This window comes from Frigoribacterium sp. RIT-PI-h (assembly GCF_001297205.1).
In the GTDB taxonomy this organism is placed as follows: domain Bacteria; phylum Actinomycetota; class Actinomycetes; order Actinomycetales; family Microbacteriaceae; genus Frigoribacterium.
This window is the reverse complement of record NZ_LHOZ01000031.1, coordinates 1-18,296: the sequence shown is the minus strand read 5'-3', so window position 1 is coordinate 18,296 and position 18,296 is coordinate 1. Positions and strand designations below refer to the sequence as shown.

The following is an 18,296-nucleotide window of genomic DNA, read 5'->3' as shown; positions in this document are numbered from 1 at the left end:
GAGCGCGGCGGCCAAGCGGGCCTGGTGCGCGGGGCCCCCCCGGCGATGGGGCCCCTGATGACCGCCGACCGGCTGGTACCCCTCGAGCGGGTGTGCCTCGTGGCGGCGGGGGTCGAGGGCGGCACGCAGGGTGTCACCGAGGCTGATGATGCTGAGCACGGTCACGGCCAGGAACAGCGCCGGGAAGACGAGCAGGTGCGGCGCGTTCTGGAACTGGCTCGACGCGCTCGAGAGCTGCAGCCCCCACGAGATGGCTGGCGCCTCGAGACCGATGCCCAGATAGGTCAGCGAGCTCTCGGCGACGATCACGCCGCCGACCGTGATGGTCGCGACGACGAAGACCGGCGAGAGCGAGCTCGGCAGCACGTAGCGCGTCACGATGCGCCAGGTCGAGAGACCCATGGTGCGCGCGGCGAGGACGAAGTCCGCCTGCCGCACCGAGCGCACGGAGCCCCGGACGAGGCGCGCCATCGTCGGCCAGCCGAACAGCGCCAGCACCAGCGAGACCGTCAGCACGGACCGCTCGCCGGCGCTGGTGAGCACCACGACGGCGCCCAGCAGCAGGGGGAAGCCGAGGAAGACGTCGGTCAGGCGCGACAGGGCCGCGTCGACGATGCCGCCGTACAGGCCGGCGATCGTGCCCACGACGATCGCCACGACCATCGAGAGCACCGTGGTCAGCAGACCGACGGACAAGGAGGCGCGGGTGCCGTGGATCACGTTGGCGTAGACGTCGCAGCCCTGCAGGTCGAACCCGAAGGGGTGCCCGCCCGTCGGGTCGGCGCCGCTGAGGTTGAGGTCGCAGGCGCGCGGGTCGCCGTGGCCGAACAGGCCGGCGAAGGGACCGGGGAAGATCGCGATCAGGGCCAGCAGGGCGATCACGGCGGCCGGCACGAAGAACCCCGGACGCCGGACGGCACGCCTCAACGGGTGACGACGACCGTCGGCGAGGGACGGGGCGACGGGGGTGGTGAAGCTCTCGGTCATCGGCGCACTCTCGGGTCGAGCAGGGCATGGATCGCGTCGACCAGGAGGCTGGTGACGAGGAAGACGAGGATCAGCGCGGTCGAGATGCCGACCACCGTGGCGCCCTCGTGGCTTCGGATGGCCCCGAAGAGCAGGTTGCCGACGCCCGGCAGGTTGAAGATGCCCTCGATGATGACCGTGCCGCCGAGCAGGTAGCCGAGGTCGGTCGCGAGGAAGGTCGCGGTCGGGATCAACGAGTTGCGCATCACGTGCACCCCGATGACCCGACGCGGCGTGAGCCCCTTGGCCCGAGCCGTCCGGACGTAGTCCGAGCTCAGGTTCTCGAGCACGGAGGCGCGGGTCAGGCGTGACACCGAGGCCAGGCCGAACAGCGCGATGACGATCGCGGGCAACACGTAGGCCGTCGGCCACCCGGTCGTCACGCCGGCGACGGGGAACCAGTCGAGCCGGACAGCGAAGACGAGCTGCAGCGTCACGCCCACCACGAAGACCGGGATCGCGCTGGCGACGATAGTGCCGCCGAGGATGGTCCGGTCCACCAGCGTGCCGCGCTTCAGCGCGGACACCACCCCGAGGCCGATGCCGACGACGATCTCGAGCAGCCAGGCCGACAGGGCGAGCGTGACGGTGACCGGCCACCGGCTGGCCATCTGGCCGGCGACCGACTGCCCGGGGAAGGCCGTGCCGACGTCGCCCCGGGAGAGCCCGCCGATGTAGCGGGTGTACTGCTGCCAGAGCGGCTCGGCGGGGGGGGACCCGGGCGCGGGGCGCGGGCGACCCCGTCGCTGAGGGCCGGTCCCCGCCGGGCGCCCGGGTCGGGCGCCGGGCCGGGCGAAGACCATGACGTAGATCACGAAGGTCCCGCCGACGAAGACGACGGCGAGGCCGCCGACGCGCTCGACCACGGCGAGGACGGCCTTCATCGCGGGGCCGACCCGGTTTCGCCCCCCGCGGCGCCCCCGGCCGCGAGGTGGGCCGCGGCCGCCAGCACGGTGCCGTACTGGACACCTACCAGGCTCGAGATCGGGATGACCTCGGCCCGGTCGACGGCCGCGGCCTCGGCCTGCCAGGCGGCGTAGAGCACCGCGGTCTCGTCGACCAGACGACGCAGGGGCGCCGTCGCCGTGCCGGCGACCGCCTCGGCCTCGACCGCACGCAGGAGCATGCCGCCGTAGCGCAGCCGGAAGCAGTGCACGAGGTCCTCGCAGGAGAAGCGCTCGGCGACGGTGGCGGGACGGGCGGACTCCGGGCTCGCGGCCCGTGCACGGTCGACGGCCCCCATGCGGACGAGCATCGGGACGAAGGAGCGTGAGGCCCGCAGGAAGGGCGACTCGAACGTGAGGAGAGGCTCCGCCCGCGAGAGGAGGTCAACGGGCGCCTCCCCCGTGGCGGTCATCTCACCGCCCGTCCGCCGCAGGAGGTCGGCGTACGACTCGTCGGTCGGAGACTCGTCGTCGGCGTCGGGGTGCTTCCAGTACGGCAGCTCGGCCACGACCCCGAGGGTGCCGTGTCGGCTCGCGTACTCGCTCGACGACGAGCCGGCGATCTCGGGGGTGGGGTCCACCCCGAGCGACTCGAGGTAGTCGTAGGCGTCGGCGATCGTGCCGGTGCCGAACACCGCCGGCGCGTACCGCTCGAGGAACGGCGACTCGGGCTCGCCCGTGTCGAGCGGCAGCCCGAGCGACGCGGGCACCGCGTGCAGCACCTCGGTCAACTCGGGCACGGGGCGGCTCAGGTAGTAGTAGACGCCGCCCATCTCGCCGTTGTGGAGGCTCACGTAGAGATCGGGCCGCAGCTCGTCGATCAGGCGCATCAACCCGAGCGTCTCGGGCATCACGCGGTCGAAGTAGGCGTCCTTGTACGAGGTCGGGAAGGTCCACTCGACCTGCTCGTCGGGTGCCGGCCGGTAGAAGCGCCGTGCGTAGTGGCCCCGGTCGCCCGGGTCGGCGAACCAGCCCTCGTTGAGGCGGCCGCCGTCGGGGTCGATGCTCGGCACGATGTGCCAGGTGGCGTCGAGCGCCGTCCGCAGCTCGTCGTCGGCGCAGAGCGTCTCGGCGAGGTGGATCGCCGTCCACGACCCGATGGGCTCGTTGGGGTGGACACCGCCGACGATGAGGTGGTCGCGCGAGCCCGAGCCGACGGAGTACATCAGGATCGGCTCGCCCAGGCGGCCCCTCGCCACCCGCCCGCCCGAGACGGGGCCGGGGGCCTCGCGCCCGAGGCGGGCGGAGAGGCGCCCCAGGTCGTCGAGGGTGGGGAAGCCGTCGAGCGGGGGTACCGCCCCGGCCCGACGGACGATGTCGTCCGTCGAGCCGAGGACGGCGGAGGAGGAGGCGCGGGTGACGCGGTCGTGGATCGTCACTTCAGGGTGATCCCCTGCACGATCGGGCTGCCCGCGGCCTGCGGCAGCGTCGCGATCTTCTCGCTGGTCACGTACGAGTACTTGTCGGAGAAGGTGGGCGCGACCGGGAAGTCCTCGAGCACCCGCTCCTGCACGGCCCGGTACGCGTCGGTCGCGGCCTCGGGCGTCGCGGCCTGGTCGGCCGCGTCGAGCAGGGCGTCGACGTCGGGCGAGCTGTACCAGGTGCAGTCGTGGCAGCCGCCGGCCTCGGTGAACAGCGACCGCAGCGTGTTCTGCTGGCTGACGTAGAGGGCGCCCCAGTGGCCGAAGTGCGGGCCGGCCGGGGTGCGGGCGACGAGCCCCTGGGAGTACTCGGCCCAGTCGGTGCTCGGCTTGGCCACGACGTCGTCGATGCCGAGGTTCTGGCGGATCTGGTTCGCGTAGGCCTCGAAGAGCGAGTCGACGCCGCTGCCGCCGGGGTAGACGATCTCCATGGGGCCGTCGAAGCCCCCGGCCTCGGCCAACAGGGCCTTCGCCGCATCGGGGTCGAACTCGCAGTACTCGCCGCAGAGGCCGTCCGGCGTGCCCGTCATGGCGGACGGGGTGAAGGCCGTGGCCGGCTCGTAGAGGCCGCCGTAGATGGCGGTGTTCACGGCGTCGCGGTCGATCGACATCGAGATGGCCTGTCGCACGCGGACGTCCGAGTAGCGCTCGTCGGTCAGCGGGAAGCCGAGGTAGTCGATGCCCGGGGCGTCGAACGAGTACAGCCGGTCGCCGAAGTCGGCCTCGGCCGAGGTCATCTTGGATGCAGGGAGGAACAGCACGTCGGCGTTGCCCGCGAGCACGTCGGTGTACGCGGTGTTCTGGTCGCTGTAGCTGCGGTAGGTGATGCTGTCGACCTGGGCGGCGTCGTCGCCCTGGTAGTCGGCGTACTTCTCGACCGTGAACTCGGCGTCGTCCACCCAGGGCTCGGTCATCTCGAACGGGCCGTTGCCGACGGGCTCGCGGTCGTACGCGTCCATGTCGTCGTACGCCGACTCGGGCATCGGGTAGAAGCCGGTCTGGGCCTGGCTGATCTGCAGGGGGAACTGGCTGTCGGCGTGCGTCAGCTCGACCGTGAAGGTCGTGTCGTCGACGACGGTGAGGCCGCTCATGGTGCTCGCGGTGGGCTCGCCCTCGGCGGGGTTGAGGTCGGTGTAGCCGACGATGCCGGCGAGCTGGCCGCTGTTCTCGAACGCGTTGGCGGCGTCGGCCGTGTAGTTCCACGCGTCGACGTAGCTCGTGGCGGTGACGGGGCTGCCGTCCTGGAAGGTCCAGCCGTCGCGCAGGGTGATGGTCCAGGTCACGTTGTCGTCGGACTCGACCGATTCGGCCTGGACGTAGGTGATCGCGTTGTCCGCGTCGACCGAGACGAGCGGGGCGAACAGGCTCATGACCTGGGTGAAGGCGACGGTCTGACGCCCGGGGGTCAGGTGGTCCGGCTCTCCCGTCGCGTAGACGAAGGTGCCGCCCGCGTCGGCGGACGAGCTGTCGCCTCCGGCGGCACAGCCCCCGAGGGTGAGGGCCACGACGGTGGCGGCGGCGGTGACGAGGGTCGTACGGGTGGCTCTCATGTGTCCTCCAGCGCCCGGGGCGGGGCGGGTCGGGTGGTGCACTCCGATGCCGTGACGAGACGGTGTGACGCCACGCTAGGGAGGGGTGGCCGCCCGGCGGAAGACTTGGGCGTCAGAAGTTTCACTAGTTTTTGAAACCTTCATGGCCACGAAACATCGGGGAAACACCCGGGCCGATGGTCAGGGGGTCCGGTGGGTCCACCGCCCGGCCAGCAGCGTGCCCGCGACGGGGAGGGCGCGCAGGACGTCGTCGGTCGCGGTGAGCGGGTCGGCCTCGGTGACGACGAGATCGGCGACGGAGTCGACCTCCACCCTCGCCCGGCCGCCCGTGGAGGCCGCGAGCGCCGCCGAGGCGACCACGCGTTGCTCGGGGTGCCACGGCTCGCGTCCGTCGCGCGACCGCGAGATCGCCGCCGCCATCGCCACCCAGGGGTCGAGCGGGGCCACCGGCGCATCCGACCCGAGCCTGAGGGTCACCCCCGCGGCGACGAGGCTCTCGAACGGGTACGCGCGGTCGGTCCGGCCGGCCCAGAGCCGGTCGGCCACGTCACGGTCGTCCATGGCGTGCTCGGGCTGCACGCTGGCCACGATGCCGAGGCGCGCGAACCGGTCGACGTCGCGCGCGTCGAGCAACTGCGCGTGCTCGATGCTGCCGCCGCAGCCGACCTTCTCGAGGGCGTCGAGCGCCTGGGCGTTCGCGGCGTCGCCGATCGCGTGCACGGCCGGCACGAACCCCGCCGAGGAGGCGCGGCGCAGCCACCCGACGAGCTCCTCGGTCTCGTAGATGCGCACCCCCCGGGCCGCGGGGTCGCCCTCGAGCCCGGGGTACGGGTCGTGGCACCACGCGGTGCGGGTGCCGAGGGAGCCGTCGGTGATGATCTTGAACGGCCCCATGGTGACGAGGCCGTCGGTGCCCGGGATCTCGTCGCCGGTGCGCAGCCCGCGGGCGACGACGGCGTCGAGGTCGCGCGGGTAGACCCCGGGTCGGATGCGCAGTCCGCGGGTCCCGCCGGCCACGCGGCGGCTCCAGCGGTCGAGCGACAGCGTCATCTCGAGGTCGACGACGCCGACGACCCCCCGCGCGGCAGCCGCGTCGACGGCCTCGGCCACCCACCGGTCGAGCTGCTCGTCCGGGACGACGCTCACGGCGGCGCTGACGTCGAAGGCCGGCTGCTCGCGCAGCAGACCGGTCGGGTGGTCGGCGTGACCGTGACGGGCCAGGGCGGACGAGTCGAGCCAGACGGAGTGGAGGTCGTTGCTGACCAGGACGACCGCCACGTCGCCCGCCACCGAGTCGAGCAGCGCACGGCTCGGGGCGTCGGGCCAGAGCGCGTCCTGGAAGCCGTAGCCGACGAGGGTGCCACCCGCCTCGACCGGCTCGTCGCGCAAGCGCTCCCCCACGATCGAGGCCGCCTCGGCGGCGGACCGCGCCCGCGACAGGTCGAGCCGACGGCGCACCAGCGCCCACTGGTCCATGTGGACGTGGGAGTCCCAGAGGCCCGGGGCGAGCCAGCGGCCGTCGAGGTCGACCACCTCGGCGCCGTCGGGGGCGAGACCGGACGCGAGCGCGACGACGCGGCCGCCGTCGAGCAGGACGTCCACGGGGGCGGGCCCGCCGCCGACGAGGCGGACGTCCCTCAGGAGCGTGCGCCGCGCCTCCTCGGCCGGGGTGCCGCCGCCGACCGTCATCGGTCGCGAACCCGGCGCATCTCGGCGGCGGGCGCGGGCTGTGCGTAGTGCTCACCGTGCTCGAGCTCGTCGACGATGCGGTCGACGACCTCGGGCGCCTTGTTCTGGCTGAGCTTCGCGCGGGCGTCGAACCGGGTGACGCGCAGGCGGATGCCGACGGTGCCCTTCGCGACCCGTCGAGAGCCCTCGTCGTCGAGGGTCAGGGTCGAGGGCTCGGGCATGACGCGCTCGAAGTGGTCGACGAGCTCGCCCAGCACGCGGAAGTTCTCGTCGTCGGAGAGGATCTCGGGGGTGCCCCACAGATGCGCGGTGACGTGATTCCAGGTGGGGATGATCTGCTCGGCCGGGTACCAGCCCGGTGAGACGTAGCCGTGCGGGCCCTGGACGATCACCATGACCTCGTGCTCACCGAGCTCGTGCGACCGCTCGTCGGGACGGCCGACGTGGCTGACGATCACGATGGCATCGGGGTCGGCGTCGTCTTGCTCGAGCACGACCGGGTAGTGCGACGCCACGAGTCCCGCGGCCGTGTGGGACACGATCGTGGCCCAGGGGTTCTCGCGGATCAACCGCTTGACCTCGTCGACGTCGGACAGGACGAACGTGGGGGTGTGCCGCATGGTGTCACCCTGGCACAGGTTTCAGTCGCGGTTGAAAGCTGTGACACGGACGTAACACGGCAGGCCGGTCAGACCTGGTCGGTCGGGCACCAGTAGAGCTTGCGGCCCGCGGCCATCTCCATCACGATGTTCGTCCCGCAGACCCGGCAGGGCAGGCCCTCGCGGTGGTAGACCCAGTGTCGGTCGGCCCGGCTGCGCAGCGCCTTGGCGTGCTGGGCCTTGGTGAGGCCGTCCATGGTCATCATCTGGCCGAGCTCGACGCCGCTCTTCAGCAACTTCGTCCAGTCCTTGTAGAGGGCGCGCAGCACGTCCTCGGGCACCTGGTTGCCGGGCGTGTGCGGGTCGAGCCGGGCGCGGAACAGCAGCTCGGCGCGGTAGATGTTGCCGATGCCGCTGACGACGCTCTGGTCCATCAGCAGCAGACCGATCGGGGTGCGCTTCTTGCGGACGGTCGTGACGAAGCGGTCGCTGCCCTTCTTGGGCGAGTCGACCAGGGGGTCGGGGCCGAGCTTCGAGATCGCCAGGTCGACCCCGGCCGCGTCGAGGACCTCGCACTTCGTCGGGCCACGGAGGTCGCCGACGGCGGTGTCGGTCAGCAGGCGCACGCGGACCTGACCGACGGGCTCGGGCGGGAACGACTCGATGTCGTCCTCGGTCTTCTCCTGCTCGGCCATGCGCACGCGCGTCCTGCGAGGGGCACCGATGCTGGCCATCGAGTCCTCGCCGTCGTCGTCGGGAGCGTTCTCGGCCTTGCGGGTCGCTGCCCGGCGCGTGCGCGACTCGGCCATCGAGTGGCCCGTGGCGATGTCACCGGCGAAGTCCCAGGCGCCGTAGAGCCCGAGGTGCACGTGCAGCCAGAGCCCGTTGTCGAACTCGAGGAACATCTGCTTGCCGACGGCCTTCGCGTCGACCATCGTGGCGCCGTCGAGCCGGGTCGCCCCGTCGGCGAACCGCCCCTGGGGCGAGCTCAGCTCGACGCGGTGGCCGACGAAGCTCTGCTCGAACTGGTTGGCGATGCGGGGGACGGAATGGCCCTCGGGCACGGCGGCCCCTCGCTCGGTGGTCGGGGGTGACGGTCTCGCGCGTGACGGCGGAGACGACGGGGCGGCGAGGCCCCGATCGGGGTCTCGCCGCTCTCGACGTTACGTCGTCAGTCGACCGGGTGACCGGCGATGGCGCCCGTGGTCTCGTACTCGCCGACCTGCGCGATGCGGCGCACGTGGCGTTCGTCGTGGCTGAACGGCTCGGCGACGAACGCGTCGATGAAGGCGAGCGCCTCGGCCTCGGTGTGCTGACGCGCACCGATGGCGATGACGTTCGCGTCGTTGTGCTGACGGGCGAGCTTCGCGGTCGAGTCGTTCCAGACCAGGGCCGCCCGGACCCCCTCGCCCTTGTTCGCGGCGATCTGCTCGCCGTTGCCCGAGCCGCCGAAGACGACGCCGAGCGCCTCGTGGCCGGCACGCTGGTCACGCACGGTCGCCCGCGCCGCCGCGATGCAGAACGACGGGTAGTCGTCGAGCGGCTCGTAACTCGTCGGACCGTGGTCGGTCACGTCGTGGCCCGCGTCGGTGAGGTGCTGGATGACGGTCGTGCTGAAGTCGAGGCCGGCGTGATCGGTCGCCACGTGGATGCGCATGGTGACCATCCTAGAACCGGGCCACGACGGGGCCGACCGGCACCGCGCCTCCTCGTGGTCCGCCGTCGGGGCCCGAGGAGGCGCGGGTCCTCAGTCGAAGATCGGCCCGACCGTGCGGGAGCGCTTGATCTCGAAGAACCCGGGGTACGACGCCACGGCGACCACGCCGTCCCAGAGGCGGACGGCCTCGTCGCCCTTGGGTGCGGGCGAGATGACGGGGCCGAAGAAGGCCACGCCGTCGACGGCGATGACGGGTGTGCCGACGTCCTGGCCGACGCGGCCGATGCCGTCGAAGTGGCTGGCGCGCATCTGCTCGTCGAACTCGTCTCCGTCGGCGTACCGCGCGAAGTCGGCGGGCAGCCCGACCTCGGCCACGGCCCCGGCGATCACGACGTCGCCGTCCTCCTCGCCCTCGTGGTGGATGCGGGTGCCGAGGGCGTCGTACAGCGGCTTGACGATCTGCTGACCGTGGAGCTCGCCCGCGGCCGTGACGAGACGCGTGTAGCGCAGCATGCGGGCGAAGTTCGCCCTGTACTCGTCGCTGACGTCGGCGTCCTCGTTCAGCACCGCGAGGCTCATGACGTGGAAGGTGACGTCGAGGTCGCGGTGCCGCGCGACCTCGTCGACCCAGCGACTGGTCATCCAGGCCCAGGGGCACGAGGGGTCGAACCAGAAGTCGACGACGGTGTGGGGCGCGGGGACGGGGGTGTCGGTCATGCCCTCAGTCAACACCCCGGTGTCGTACAGCCGGTCTAGGCTTTCAGCGGACCACGAGTCCCCCCTCACCCCCCAGACGGATGGAGCCAGCGTGCCCGGAGAGAACCTCACCCGCGTCGAGGCGCAAGAGCGCAAGAACGTCGTCGACGTCCAGTCGTACGAGATCGCCCTCGACCTGACCCGCGGCGACGAGGTGTTCGGCAGCTCGACCACCGTGCGCTTCACCGCCACCCCCGGCGCGTCGACCTTCATCGACGCGCTCACCCGCACCGTGCACTCGGTGACCCTCAACGGTGCCGCGCTCGACGTCGACGCGGTCTCCGACGGCGTCCGCATCCAGCTCGCCGAGCTGGCCGCCGACAACGTGCTCGAGGTCGTCGCCGACGCCGAGTACACCAACACCGGCGAGGGCCTTCACCGCTTCGTCGACCCGGTCGACGGCGAGGTCTACCTCTACTCGCAGTTCGAGGTGCCCGACAGCCGCCGCGTCTTCGCGGTCTTCGAGCAGCCCGACCTCAAGGCGACGTTCCAGTTCACGGTCACCGCGCCCGCACGCTGGCAGGTCGTCAGCAACCAGACCACCCCCGAACCCGTCGTCGACGGCGAGACCGGCACCTGGACGTTCTCGCCCACGCCCGTGCTCTCGAGCTACGTCACGGCGATCATCGCCGGCCCGTACGACGTCGTCCGCAGCGACCTCACCAGCTCCGACGGCCGCACGATCCCGCTGGGCATCTTCACGCGTCGCTCGCTCACGGAGTACCTCGACGCCGACTACATCTTCGAGAAGACCCGTCAGGGCTTCGCCTACTACGAGGACAAGTTCGACTACGCGTACCCCTTCGAGAAGTACGACCAGCTCTTCGTGCCGGAGTTCAACGCCGGCGCCATGGAGAACGCGGGTGCCGTCACCTTCGTCGAGACCTACGTCTTCCGCAGCAAGGTGACCGACGCCATCAAGGAACGCCGCGTCGTCACGATCCTGCACGAGCTCGCCCACATGTGGTTCGGCGACCTCGTCACGATGAAGTGGTGGAACGACCTCTGGCTGAACGAGTCGTTCGCCGAGTGGGCCTCGACCATCTCGACCGCCGAGGCGACCGAGTGGACCGAGGCCTGGACCACCTTCCAGGCGATGGAGAAGAGCTGGGCCTACCGCCAGGACCAGCTGCCGTCGACCCACCCCGTCGTCGCCACGATCACCGACCTCGAGGACGTCCAGGTCAACTTCGACGGCATCACCTACGCCAAGGGCGGGTCGGTCCTCAAGCAGCTCGTCGCCTGGGTCGGCATCGACGCCTTCTACGCCGGCGTCGCCGCGTACTTCAAGAAGCACCACCACTCGAACACCGAGCTGAGCGACCTGCTCGTCGAGCTCGAGGCGACCTCGGGCCGCGAGCTGACCAGCTGGTCGAAGCTCTGGCTCGAGACCGCGGGTGTCAACACGTTGCGTCCCGAGCTCGAGGTGGACGAGGACGGCGTGATCACCTCGTTCGCCGTGCTGCAAGAGGCGCCCGCCGACCACCCCACCATCCGGCCGCACCGCCTCGCCATCGGCCTCTACGCCCTGCAGGGCGACGCGCTGGTGCGCACCGACCGCGTCGAGATCGACGTCGACGGCACCCGCACCGAGGTGCCCGAACTGGTCGGCCTGAACCGCGGCGACCTCGTGCTGATCAACGACGACGACCTCGCCTACGCGAAGATCCGCCTCGACGAGGTGTCGCTCGCGACCGCGATCGCGCACCTGTCGAAGATCTCGAACCCTCTGGCCCGCGCCCTCGTCTGGGGCTCGGTCTGGGACGCGACGCGCGACGCCGAGACCTCGGCCTCCGACTACGTGCGGCTCGTGCTCGACAACATCGCGACCGAGACCGAGTCGACGACGATCCGCACCACGCTCTCGCAGCTGCTGCAGACCGCCCGCAGCTACGTCGCCCCCGCACGCCGCGCCTCCACGATCACCGAGGTCGGCGACGGTCTCTGGGCCCTGGCCCAGGGCGCCGAGGCCGGGTCGGACGCCCAGTTCCAGTTCGTCACCTTCTTCGCCGCGATCGCGTCGACCGATGAGCACGAGGAGGCGCTGGCCGGTCTGCTCGACGGGTCTCGCGCCCTCGAGGGCCTCACCGTCGACACCGACCTGCGCTGGCAGCTGCTCGAGGGCCTCGTGCTCGTCGGCGGCGCCGGCGAGGCCGAGATCGACGCCGCCCTCGCCGAGGACAACACGGCGAACGGCGCCCAGGCGGCCGCACGGGCCCGTGCGACGATCGCGACCACCGAGGGCAAGCTCGCCGCCTTCGCGTCGGTCGTCGACAGCGCCGAGCAGCCCAACGCCATCGTCCGCGCGACGACCCTCGGGTTCCAGCACACGAACGACCCGGCGATCCTGCAGCCGCTCGTCGAGCGCTACTTCTCGTCGCTCACCGGCATCTGGGAGTCGCGCAGCTACCACATCGCCGACCCCCTCGTCTCGGGGCTCTACCCGGCCGGCCTCGCCGATCAGGCGCTCGTCGACGCGTCGTACGCGTGGCTCGAGGCGAACCCCGAGACGCCGGCCCTGCGCCGCATCGTGAGCGAGAGCGTCGCGGGCGTCGAGCGGGCCCTGCGGGTGCAGGCGGTCGACCAGCAGTAGTCACGACCCGGGCCGCCCGACGGCCCGATGATCGCCCCGGACGGCGGGCCCTCTCACAGGGCCCGCCGTTCCGGCGTCCAGGCGCCTCTCGGGTGGGGTTGCGGCGGCGTGCTTGACTTGTCGCTCATATGGACCTCCTCCTCGCAGCTGCCACCGACCCCGCCGCCCCGATCGCCTTCGACTGGGACGCGTTCTGGACGATGTGGCGCGTCCCCATCCGGATCGTCGCGATCCTGCTCGTCGCGGTGTTGTTGCGCGTCGCCCTGCACTTCACCATCCGTCGGGTCGTGGACCAGGTCGTGAACGGCATCAAGCGGAAGCAGAACGTCGACGACACGCAGGCCCTCATGGCTTCGCCGCTCCAGGCGGTCCGGGTCGTGCAGCGCACTCGCACCCTCGGCAGCGTGCTGAACAACGTGGTCACGGTCGTCGTCGCAGGCATCGCGCTCGTCTTGATCCTCGGCGAACTCAACTTCAACGCCGTCGCCATCGTCAGCGCGGCCGGGGTCGTGGGGGCGGGTCTCGCCTTCGGCGCCCAGAACATCGTCAAGGACATGCTGAACGGCATCTTCATGGTCGCCGAGGACCAGCTCGGCGTGGGCGACGTCGTCGACGTCGGACCCGCCGCCGGCGTGGTCGAGGCGGTGGGCATCAGGGTCACCCAGGTGCGTGACGTCAACGGCGTGCTGTGGTTCGTGCGCAACGGCGAGATCCTGCGGGTGGGCAACATGTCCCAGGGCTGGACGCGCGTGGTCATCGACCTCGCCGTGCCGTACTCGGCCGACGTCGACCAGGTGCAGGACGCCATGCTCAATACGGCCACCGAGCTCGCCGCGATCCCGAAGTGGCGACGCGCCATCATCGACCAACCCGAGGTCTGGGGCATCCAGTCGATCGCCGAGGAGCACGTGGTGATCCGCATCGTCGCCAAGACCCGGTCCTCCGATCGCGACAACGTCGACCGCGAACTGCGCTCACGTCTCAAGAAGACCCTGGACGCCATGGACATCGTGCTGCCCTCGTTGACGAGCGTCGTCCTGACCGGTTTCGACAGCGCCTCCTCGGTCCAGGGCGCCCGGGCGCCGCGTACGGTGCCCACGCCCCATGTGCCGCGGAGCAAGCGCAAGTGAGCGACCTCCCGCTGACGCCGCGCCCGTCCACCGACCAGCCCGCGGCTCCCCCGCCGTCGGCCGTGCCGGTCACCGTCCGGCGGGGTCTCGGTGACGACGCCGCCCAGGGCAACTTCTGGCAGCAGATCGGCGGGCGGCCGACCTTCGAGAAGCTGGTCCGCCGCTTCTACGAGGGCGTCCGGACCGACGACGTGCTCTGGCCGATGTACCCCGAGTCGGATCTCGAAGGGGCGATCCAGCGCTTGACGGGGTTCCTCGAGCAGTACTGGGGCGGACCCACCACCTACAGCCAGGAGCGTGGGCATCCCCGCCTGCGCATGCGGCACATGCCGTTCCGGGTGACGCCCGAGGCACGCGACCACTGGCTGCAGCACATGCGGGTGGCCGTCGACGACCTGGAACTCGCGCCCCTCGACGACGCGATGCTCTGGGGCTACCTCGACCGCGCCGCCCAGGCCATGGTCAACACGTTCGAGCGCTGACCGCTCGCCGACGGACCGCTCGTCTCGGACGGTTCGGCATCGGACCGCTCGTCAGAGCAGGGACGACCGCCGTTTCACGAGGACGTGGCCCTTGGGAGTCGTGAGGCGCGTCCAGGTGCCGGTCTCGAAGACGGCGACCTCGTCCTCGCCGTCGAGGAAGCCCAGGCTGAGCGCACCGAAGCCGGCGCCGGCCGGGACCCCCTCGGCGCCTTCGACGGGGGCCGACCACACGTCGGCCCGCACCCGGTGGACGATCTGCTCGCCGGTGCCCGTGGGGATCGCCTCGGCGACACGGGCGATTCCTGCCTCGGCCGTCGAGCGGAGGCGATCGGCCTCGATCGGGCCGAGCCGTGCCCAGCCGCCGCGAGGCGGCGAGATGGCTGCCCAGGTCACCGTGTTCACCGTGGCCGGCACGGACACGGTGACCGGCGCGGTCGGGTCGACGACGTCGTTCTGCAGGCGCACGAGGCGCTCTTTCAGCGACCGGACCGGCACCACGGCGTCGAACTCGGGACGGTCGTCGAGTTGGAAGGTGCGGAGTCCGAGCACGGTGGGGCTCGAGTCGAGCAGCCCCATCGGGTAGAAGACGGCGACGTAGACGGCGAGGACGCCCGAGCCGGCGATGAGCCGGACCGAACCGTCCTCCACCCGGCCGGCACGCCCGAGATAGGTCGCGAGATCGCTGAGGGACAGGGAGTCGGGGAGGGTGAATGCGTCGTTCATCGGCCCCCTAAACTACATCGGGTGACCGTCGATCCGCTGCAGAGCCTGCTGTCCCCCCTCGACCTCTCGCCGGCGGGCAACGTCGGCGGGCAGGACGTCTTCACCGGGGGGTCACAGCCCGAGCCGCTCGGTCGCGTGTTCGGCGGACAGGTCGCCGCCCAGGCCCTCGTCGCCGCCCAGCGCACCGTCGGGGGCGGACGCGACGTCCATTCGCTGCACTCGTACTTCCTGCGTCCCGGCGACCTCACGATCCCCATCACCTTCACGGTCGACCGCATCCACGACGGCCGCTCGTTCGCGACCCGCCGCACCCAGGCCTCGCAGGACGGCGTGCCGATCTTCTCGATGATCGCGTCCTTCCAGACCCCCGACGAGGGGCTCGACCACCAGGTCGCCATGCCCACCGGGCTGCCCGACCCCGAGGACGTCCCGAGCGACGCCGAGCTGCTGTCGGCCGTCGACAACCCCGTCGCCCAGTCCTGGGCGCGGCGCCCGTTCGACATGCGTCACGTGCCCTCGCCCGTGTTCTTCAGCGTCGAGGGCGACCACGTCGCCCACCAGGCCGTCTGGCTCAAGGCGACGGGCCCGCTGCCCGACGACGCCGATCTGCACCGCGCCGCCCTGCTCTACGCCAGCGACTACACCCTGCTCGAACCCATCTACCGGCGTCACGGCGTCGCGTTCGTCACCCCCGGACTCAAGGTCGCGAGCCTCGACCACGCCATGTGGTGGCACCGCCCCGCCCGAGTCGACGAGTGGCTGCTCTACGTGCAAGAGAGCCCCAACGCGGTCGGTGGCCGCGGGCTCTCGCTCGGGCGCATCTACGACCGCGAGGGCACGCTCGTGGCGAGCGTCGCGCAAGAGGGCATGGTGCGGGTGCCGCGAGGCTGATCCGACTCGCGCCGGTTCAGCGCCGGGTCACCGCCGACGGAAGGCCAGGGGCTCTTCGACGAACGGTGACCAGGCGGCACGCTCGACGTCGGAGATGCGTCGTGGCTGGTCGGTCGCCGAGTCGACGAGCACGATCGTGGTGGCGGCCTTCGTGAACAGCTGCCGGGGCTCGACGCCCTCGGGCGACCAGACCTCGTAGCAGACCTCGAGGCTCGCTCCGCCGAGACGTCCGACCCAGATCTGGACGTCGAGCGGGGCCCGCAGGTACGGGATGGGGATCAGGTACTCGAGCTCTTGCCGGGCGATGAGCGTCATCGTGGTGGCGTTCGGACTGCCGTCGAGTACGGCGGCCGACGACCGCTCGTCGATCGCCCCGTCGGCCGACCAGAACGCGTCGATGCGCGCCTCCTCGAGGAGGCGCAGCATCGACGCGTTGTTCACGTGTCGGTACCCGTCGAGATCGCTCCAGCGGACTCGGGTCGGCACGTGCAGGCGGGTCATGACGGTGCGGTGCCGGTCAGTCGCGCGTGAGCTTGCGGTACGTGGCCGAACTCGGCTTCGCCGCGTCGGCACCGAGGCGCTCGATCTTGTTCTCCTCGTACGCCTCGAAGTTGCCCTCGAACCAGTACCAGTTGGGGGTGCCGTCCTCGTTCAGGCCCTCCCACGAGAGGATGTGCGTCGCGATGCGGTCGAGGAACCACCGGTCGTGTGTGATGACGACGGCACAACCGGGGAACTCGAGCAGCGCGTTCTCGAGGCTGCCCAGGGTCTCGACGTCGAGGTCGTTGGTGGGCTCGTCGAGCAGCAGCAGGTTGCCGCCCTGCTTGAGGGTCAGCGCCAGGTTGAGGCGGTTGCGCTCACCACCGGACAGCACGCCGGCCTTCTTCTGCTGGTCGGGGCCCTTGAAGCCGAACTGCGACACGTAGGCGCGCGACGGGATCTCGGTCTTGCCGACCTGGATGTAGTCGTGCCCCTCGGACACGACCTCCCACAGGTTCTTGTTCGGGTCGATGCCGCCACGGCTCTGGTCGACGTACGAGATGTCGACCGTCTCGCCGACCTTCAGCTCGCCGCCGTCGAGCGGCTCGAGGCCGACGACGGTCTTGAAGAGGGTCGTCTTGCCGACGCCGTTCGGGCCGATGACGCCGACGATGCCGTTGCGAGGCAGGGTGAACGACAGGTCGTCGATGAGCACCCGCTCACCGAACGCCTTGTGCAGCTTCTTGGCGTCGATGACCTGCGAGCCGAGGCGCGGGCCCACGGGGATCACGATCTCTTCGAAGTCCAAGGTGCGCGTGCGCTCGGCCTCGTTCGCCATCTCTTCGTAGCGCGCCAGACGTGCCTTCGACTTGGCCTGGCGGCCCTTGGCGTTGCTGCGGACCCATTCGAGCTCGGAGGCGAGGCGCTTGGCGAGCTTGGCGTCCTTCTTGCCCTGGACCTGGAGGCGCTCGCCCTTCTTCTCGAGGTAGGTCGAGTAGTTGCCCTCGTAGGGGTAGAGGCGGCCGCGGTCGACCTCGGCGATCCACTCGGCGACGTGGTCGAGGAAGTACCGGTCGTGGGTCACGGCGAGCACGGCGCCGGGGTACTTGCTCAGGTGCTGCTCGAGCCAGAGCACGCTCTCGGCGTCGAGGTGGTTGGTGGGCTCGTCGAGCAGCAGGAGGTCGGGCTTCTGCAGCAGGAGCTTGCACAGCGCCACGCGGCGCTTCTCACCACCGGAGAGGTTCGCGACCTCGAGGTCGCCCGGAGGCGTGCGCAGGGCCGACATGGCCTGCTCGAGCTGGGAGTCGAGGTCCCACGCGTCGGCGGCGTCGATCTCTTCTTGCAGGGTGCCCATCTCGGCGAGCAACGCGTCGAAGTCGGCGTCGGGCTCGGCCATGGCGGCCGAGACCTCGTTGAAGCGGTCGAGCTTCTGCTTGATCGGCCCCACGCCCTCTTGGACGTTCTCGAGGACGGTCTTGGTCTCGTCGAGTTCGGGCTCTTGCATCAGGATGCCGACCGAGTAGCCGGGGCTGAGCTTCGCCTCGCCGTTGCTGGGGGTGTCGAGGCCCGCCATGATCTTGAGGATTGTCGACTTGCCGGCGCCGTTCGGCCCCACGACACCGATCTTCGCCCCCGGGATGAACGACATGGTGACGTCGTCGAGGATCAGCTTGTCGCCGACCGCCTTGCGGGCGCGCACCATCGAGTAAATGTATTCGGCCATGGCAGCGAGTCTATCGGGCGGGGCCCCGCCCCCGACGTCACCAGTCGATGGCTCGGGTCGACCCCACGAGGCAGGCGCCCGTGCCGAGCACCGGCGCCGTCTGGCTCGAGTACCCCGCACCGGAGACCTGCCCGATCAGGCAGTCCTGGCCCCAGAGCACCGAGAACTGCACACTGTCGGCGTCGCGGCCGATCGAGGTCGTGTCGGCGGTGACCTGCATCGTCGACTTGTCGAAGCCCGCGGCCACCAGCGCGTCGACGACCGCACGCCCGCCCGGGCGGGCGTTCGCCGCGACGGTCGCGGCGTTCACCTCGTCGAAGTGGGCCAGCGCCTCGGCCGCCGTGGACTCGGACGAGAACGCCGGAGCGCCCGTCGACGTCGCCGTGGGCGGCGTCGTCGGCGCCGGCTCGGGTGACGACGTGCAGCCCGCGAGGGGGACCACCACGGCCAGCAGGATCGCGGCGAGCGCCAGGCCGCGTGGGGGTCTCGAACCGGTCACAGGTGCCCTTCGTCGCGGGGGGGGGCGGCGGGGCGGCGAGCCGTGTCGAGTCTACGGCGTGCCGACCCGCGGGCCGGGAGCACGGGAGCGCCCGGGTGGTCAGAACGGCGCCGGCGAGGTGCTGGCGCCGTTC

17 protein-coding genes are annotated in these 18,296 nt (G+C 71.1%); 4 read left to right on the top strand and 13 right to left on the bottom strand.

The genetic code is table 11. From position 1 onward, the window contains the following. The 9 genes from AEQ27_RS02300 to AEQ27_RS02260 form a co-directional block, all read right to left on the bottom strand. A partial coding sequence (locus AEQ27_RS02300) for an ABC transporter permease (protein WP_082383171.1) occupies positions 1-987 on the bottom strand: 987 nt, incomplete at its 3' end. Next, positions 984-1,910 carry an ABC transporter permease gene (locus AEQ27_RS02295; protein WP_054145217.1) on the bottom strand — a complete coding sequence of 309 codons (927 nt, stop codon included), beginning with the start codon at positions 1,908-1,910 and terminating at the stop codon, positions 984-986. The genes AEQ27_RS02300 and AEQ27_RS02295, both read right to left, overlap by 4 nt. Then, the gene (locus AEQ27_RS02290) at positions 1,907-3,349 is read right to left on the bottom strand and encodes a M14 family zinc carboxypeptidase (protein WP_235450948.1); all 1,443 of its coding nucleotides are present in this window, start codon (positions 3,347-3,349) and stop codon (positions 1,907-1,909) included. The genes AEQ27_RS02295 and AEQ27_RS02290 overlap by 4 nt, the downstream gene beginning before the upstream one ends. Then, positions 3,346-4,941, bottom strand: a complete 1,596-nt coding sequence (locus tag AEQ27_RS02285; RefSeq protein ID WP_054145216.1) for an ABC transporter substrate-binding protein — start codon at positions 4,939-4,941, stop codon at positions 3,346-3,348. Before AEQ27_RS02285 ends, AEQ27_RS02290 begins: the two co-directional genes overlap by 4 nt. A 180-nt stretch (positions 4,942-5,121) precedes the next feature. Further along, on the bottom strand, positions 5,122-6,630 hold the full coding sequence (locus tag AEQ27_RS02280) for an amidohydrolase (RefSeq protein ID WP_054145215.1): 1,509 nt from the start codon (positions 6,628-6,630) through the stop codon (positions 5,122-5,124). Then, the gene (locus tag AEQ27_RS02275) at positions 6,627-7,250 is read right to left on the bottom strand and encodes an FMN-binding negative transcriptional regulator (RefSeq protein WP_054145214.1); all 624 of its coding nucleotides are present in this window, start codon (positions 7,248-7,250) and stop codon (positions 6,627-6,629) included. The genes AEQ27_RS02280 and AEQ27_RS02275 overlap by 4 nt, the downstream gene beginning before the upstream one ends. A gap of 68 nt (positions 7,251-7,318) precedes the next feature. Beyond that, on the bottom strand, positions 7,319-8,293 hold the full coding sequence (locus AEQ27_RS02270; RefSeq protein ID WP_054145213.1) for an Fpg/Nei family DNA glycosylase: 975 nt from the start codon (positions 8,291-8,293) through the stop codon (positions 7,319-7,321). A 107-nt stretch (positions 8,294-8,400) separates the two neighbouring features. Beyond that, the gene (locus tag AEQ27_RS02265) at positions 8,401-8,886 is read right to left on the bottom strand and encodes a ribose-5-phosphate isomerase (protein WP_054145219.1); all 486 of its coding nucleotides are present in this window, start codon (positions 8,884-8,886) and stop codon (positions 8,401-8,403) included. 90 nt (positions 8,887-8,976) lie between these two features. Beyond that, complete coding sequence (locus AEQ27_RS02260; RefSeq protein WP_054145212.1) at positions 8,977-9,603, bottom strand: DsbA family protein; 627 nt, start codon at positions 9,601-9,603, stop codon at positions 8,977-8,979. Between the two features lie 91 nt (positions 9,604-9,694). Between AEQ27_RS02260 and pepN the strand changes: the two genes are divergently transcribed. The 3 genes from pepN (at position 9,695) to AEQ27_RS02245 (ending at position 13,847) form a co-directional block, all read left to right on the top strand. Further along, positions 9,695-12,235 carry an aminopeptidase N gene (gene pepN / locus AEQ27_RS02255; protein ID WP_054145211.1) on the top strand — a complete coding sequence of 847 codons (2,541 nt, stop codon included), beginning with the start codon at positions 9,695-9,697 and terminating at the stop codon, positions 12,233-12,235. Between the two features lie 128 nt (positions 12,236-12,363). Beyond that, positions 12,364-13,365: a mechanosensitive ion channel family protein gene (locus AEQ27_RS02250; protein ID WP_054145210.1), complete on the top strand. Its 1,002-nt coding sequence runs from the start codon at positions 12,364-12,366 to the stop codon at positions 13,363-13,365. A 62-nt stretch (positions 13,366-13,427) separates the two neighbouring features. Further along, positions 13,428-13,847, top strand: coding sequence for a globin (locus tag AEQ27_RS02245; RefSeq protein ID WP_054145218.1), 420 nt, complete (start codon positions 13,428-13,430; stop codon positions 13,845-13,847). A 51-nt stretch (positions 13,848-13,898) separates the two neighbouring features. Here the strand turns inward: AEQ27_RS02245 and AEQ27_RS02240 are convergent, their stop codons facing one another. After that, on the bottom strand, positions 13,899-14,570 hold the full coding sequence (locus tag AEQ27_RS02240; protein WP_054145209.1) for a hypothetical protein: 672 nt from the start codon (positions 14,568-14,570) through the stop codon (positions 13,899-13,901). A 21-nt stretch (positions 14,571-14,591) separates the two neighbouring features. On the opposite strand from AEQ27_RS02240, the gene AEQ27_RS02235 reads away from it, so the two are divergent. Then, positions 14,592-15,461 (top strand): acyl-CoA thioesterase II, encoded by an 870-nt coding sequence (locus AEQ27_RS02235; RefSeq protein ID WP_054145208.1) that lies wholly within the window; start codon positions 14,592-14,594, stop codon positions 15,459-15,461. Between the two features lie 27 nt (positions 15,462-15,488). Here the strand turns inward: AEQ27_RS02235 and AEQ27_RS02230 are convergent, their stop codons facing one another. The 3 genes from AEQ27_RS02230 to AEQ27_RS02220 are packed head-to-tail and all read right to left on the bottom strand — an operon-like array spanning position 15,489 to position 18,163. Then, the gene (locus AEQ27_RS02230) at positions 15,489-15,962 is read right to left on the bottom strand and encodes a thioesterase family protein (protein WP_054145207.1); all 474 of its coding nucleotides are present in this window, start codon (positions 15,960-15,962) and stop codon (positions 15,489-15,491) included. A gap of 16 nt (positions 15,963-15,978) precedes the next feature. Next, positions 15,979-17,664: an energy-dependent translational throttle protein EttA gene (gene ettA / locus AEQ27_RS02225; RefSeq protein WP_054145206.1), complete on the bottom strand. Its 1,686-nt coding sequence runs from the start codon at positions 17,662-17,664 to the stop codon at positions 15,979-15,981. A 37-nt stretch (positions 17,665-17,701) separates the two neighbouring features. Further along, positions 17,702-18,163, bottom strand: a complete 462-nt coding sequence (locus AEQ27_RS02220; protein ID WP_054145205.1) for a hypothetical protein — start codon at positions 18,161-18,163, stop codon at positions 17,702-17,704. Positions 18,164-18,296 lie beyond the last annotated feature (133 nt).

Bases quoted from the DNA above. Each gene is read 5' to 3' on its own strand.
- AEQ27_RS02295 (WP_054145217.1), bottom strand. From the start codon at position 1,910: ATGAAGGCCGTCCTCGCCGTGGTCGAGCGCGTCGGCGGCCTCGCCGTC.
- AEQ27_RS02285 (WP_054145216.1), bottom strand. From the start codon at position 4,941: ATGAGAGCCACCCGTACGACCCTCGTCACCGCCGCCGCCACCGTCGTG.
- AEQ27_RS02280 (WP_054145215.1), bottom strand. From the start codon at position 6,630: ATGACGGTCGGCGGCGGCACCCCGGCCGAGGAGGCGCGGCGCACGCTC.
- AEQ27_RS02275 (WP_054145214.1), bottom strand. From the start codon at position 7,250: ATGCGGCACACCCCCACGTTCGTCCTGTCCGACGTCGACGAGGTCAAG.
- AEQ27_RS02265 (WP_054145219.1), bottom strand. From the start codon at position 8,886: ATGCGCATCCACGTGGCGACCGATCACGCCGGCCTCGACTTCAGCACG.
- AEQ27_RS02260 (WP_054145212.1), bottom strand. From the start codon at position 9,603: ATGACCGACACCCCCGTCCCCGCGCCCCACACCGTCGTCGACTTCTGG.
- AEQ27_RS02250 (WP_054145210.1), top strand. From the start codon at position 12,364: ATGGACCTCCTCCTCGCAGCTGCCACCGACCCCGCCGCCCCGATCGCC.
- AEQ27_RS02240 (WP_054145209.1), bottom strand. From the start codon at position 14,570: ATGAACGACGCATTCACCCTCCCCGACTCCCTGTCCCTCAGCGATCTC.
- AEQ27_RS02230 (WP_054145207.1), bottom strand. From the start codon at position 15,962: ATGACCCGCCTGCACGTGCCGACCCGAGTCCGCTGGAGCGATCTCGAC.
- ettA (WP_054145206.1), bottom strand. From the start codon at position 17,664: ATGGCCGAATACATTTACTCGATGGTGCGCGCCCGCAAGGCGGTCGGC.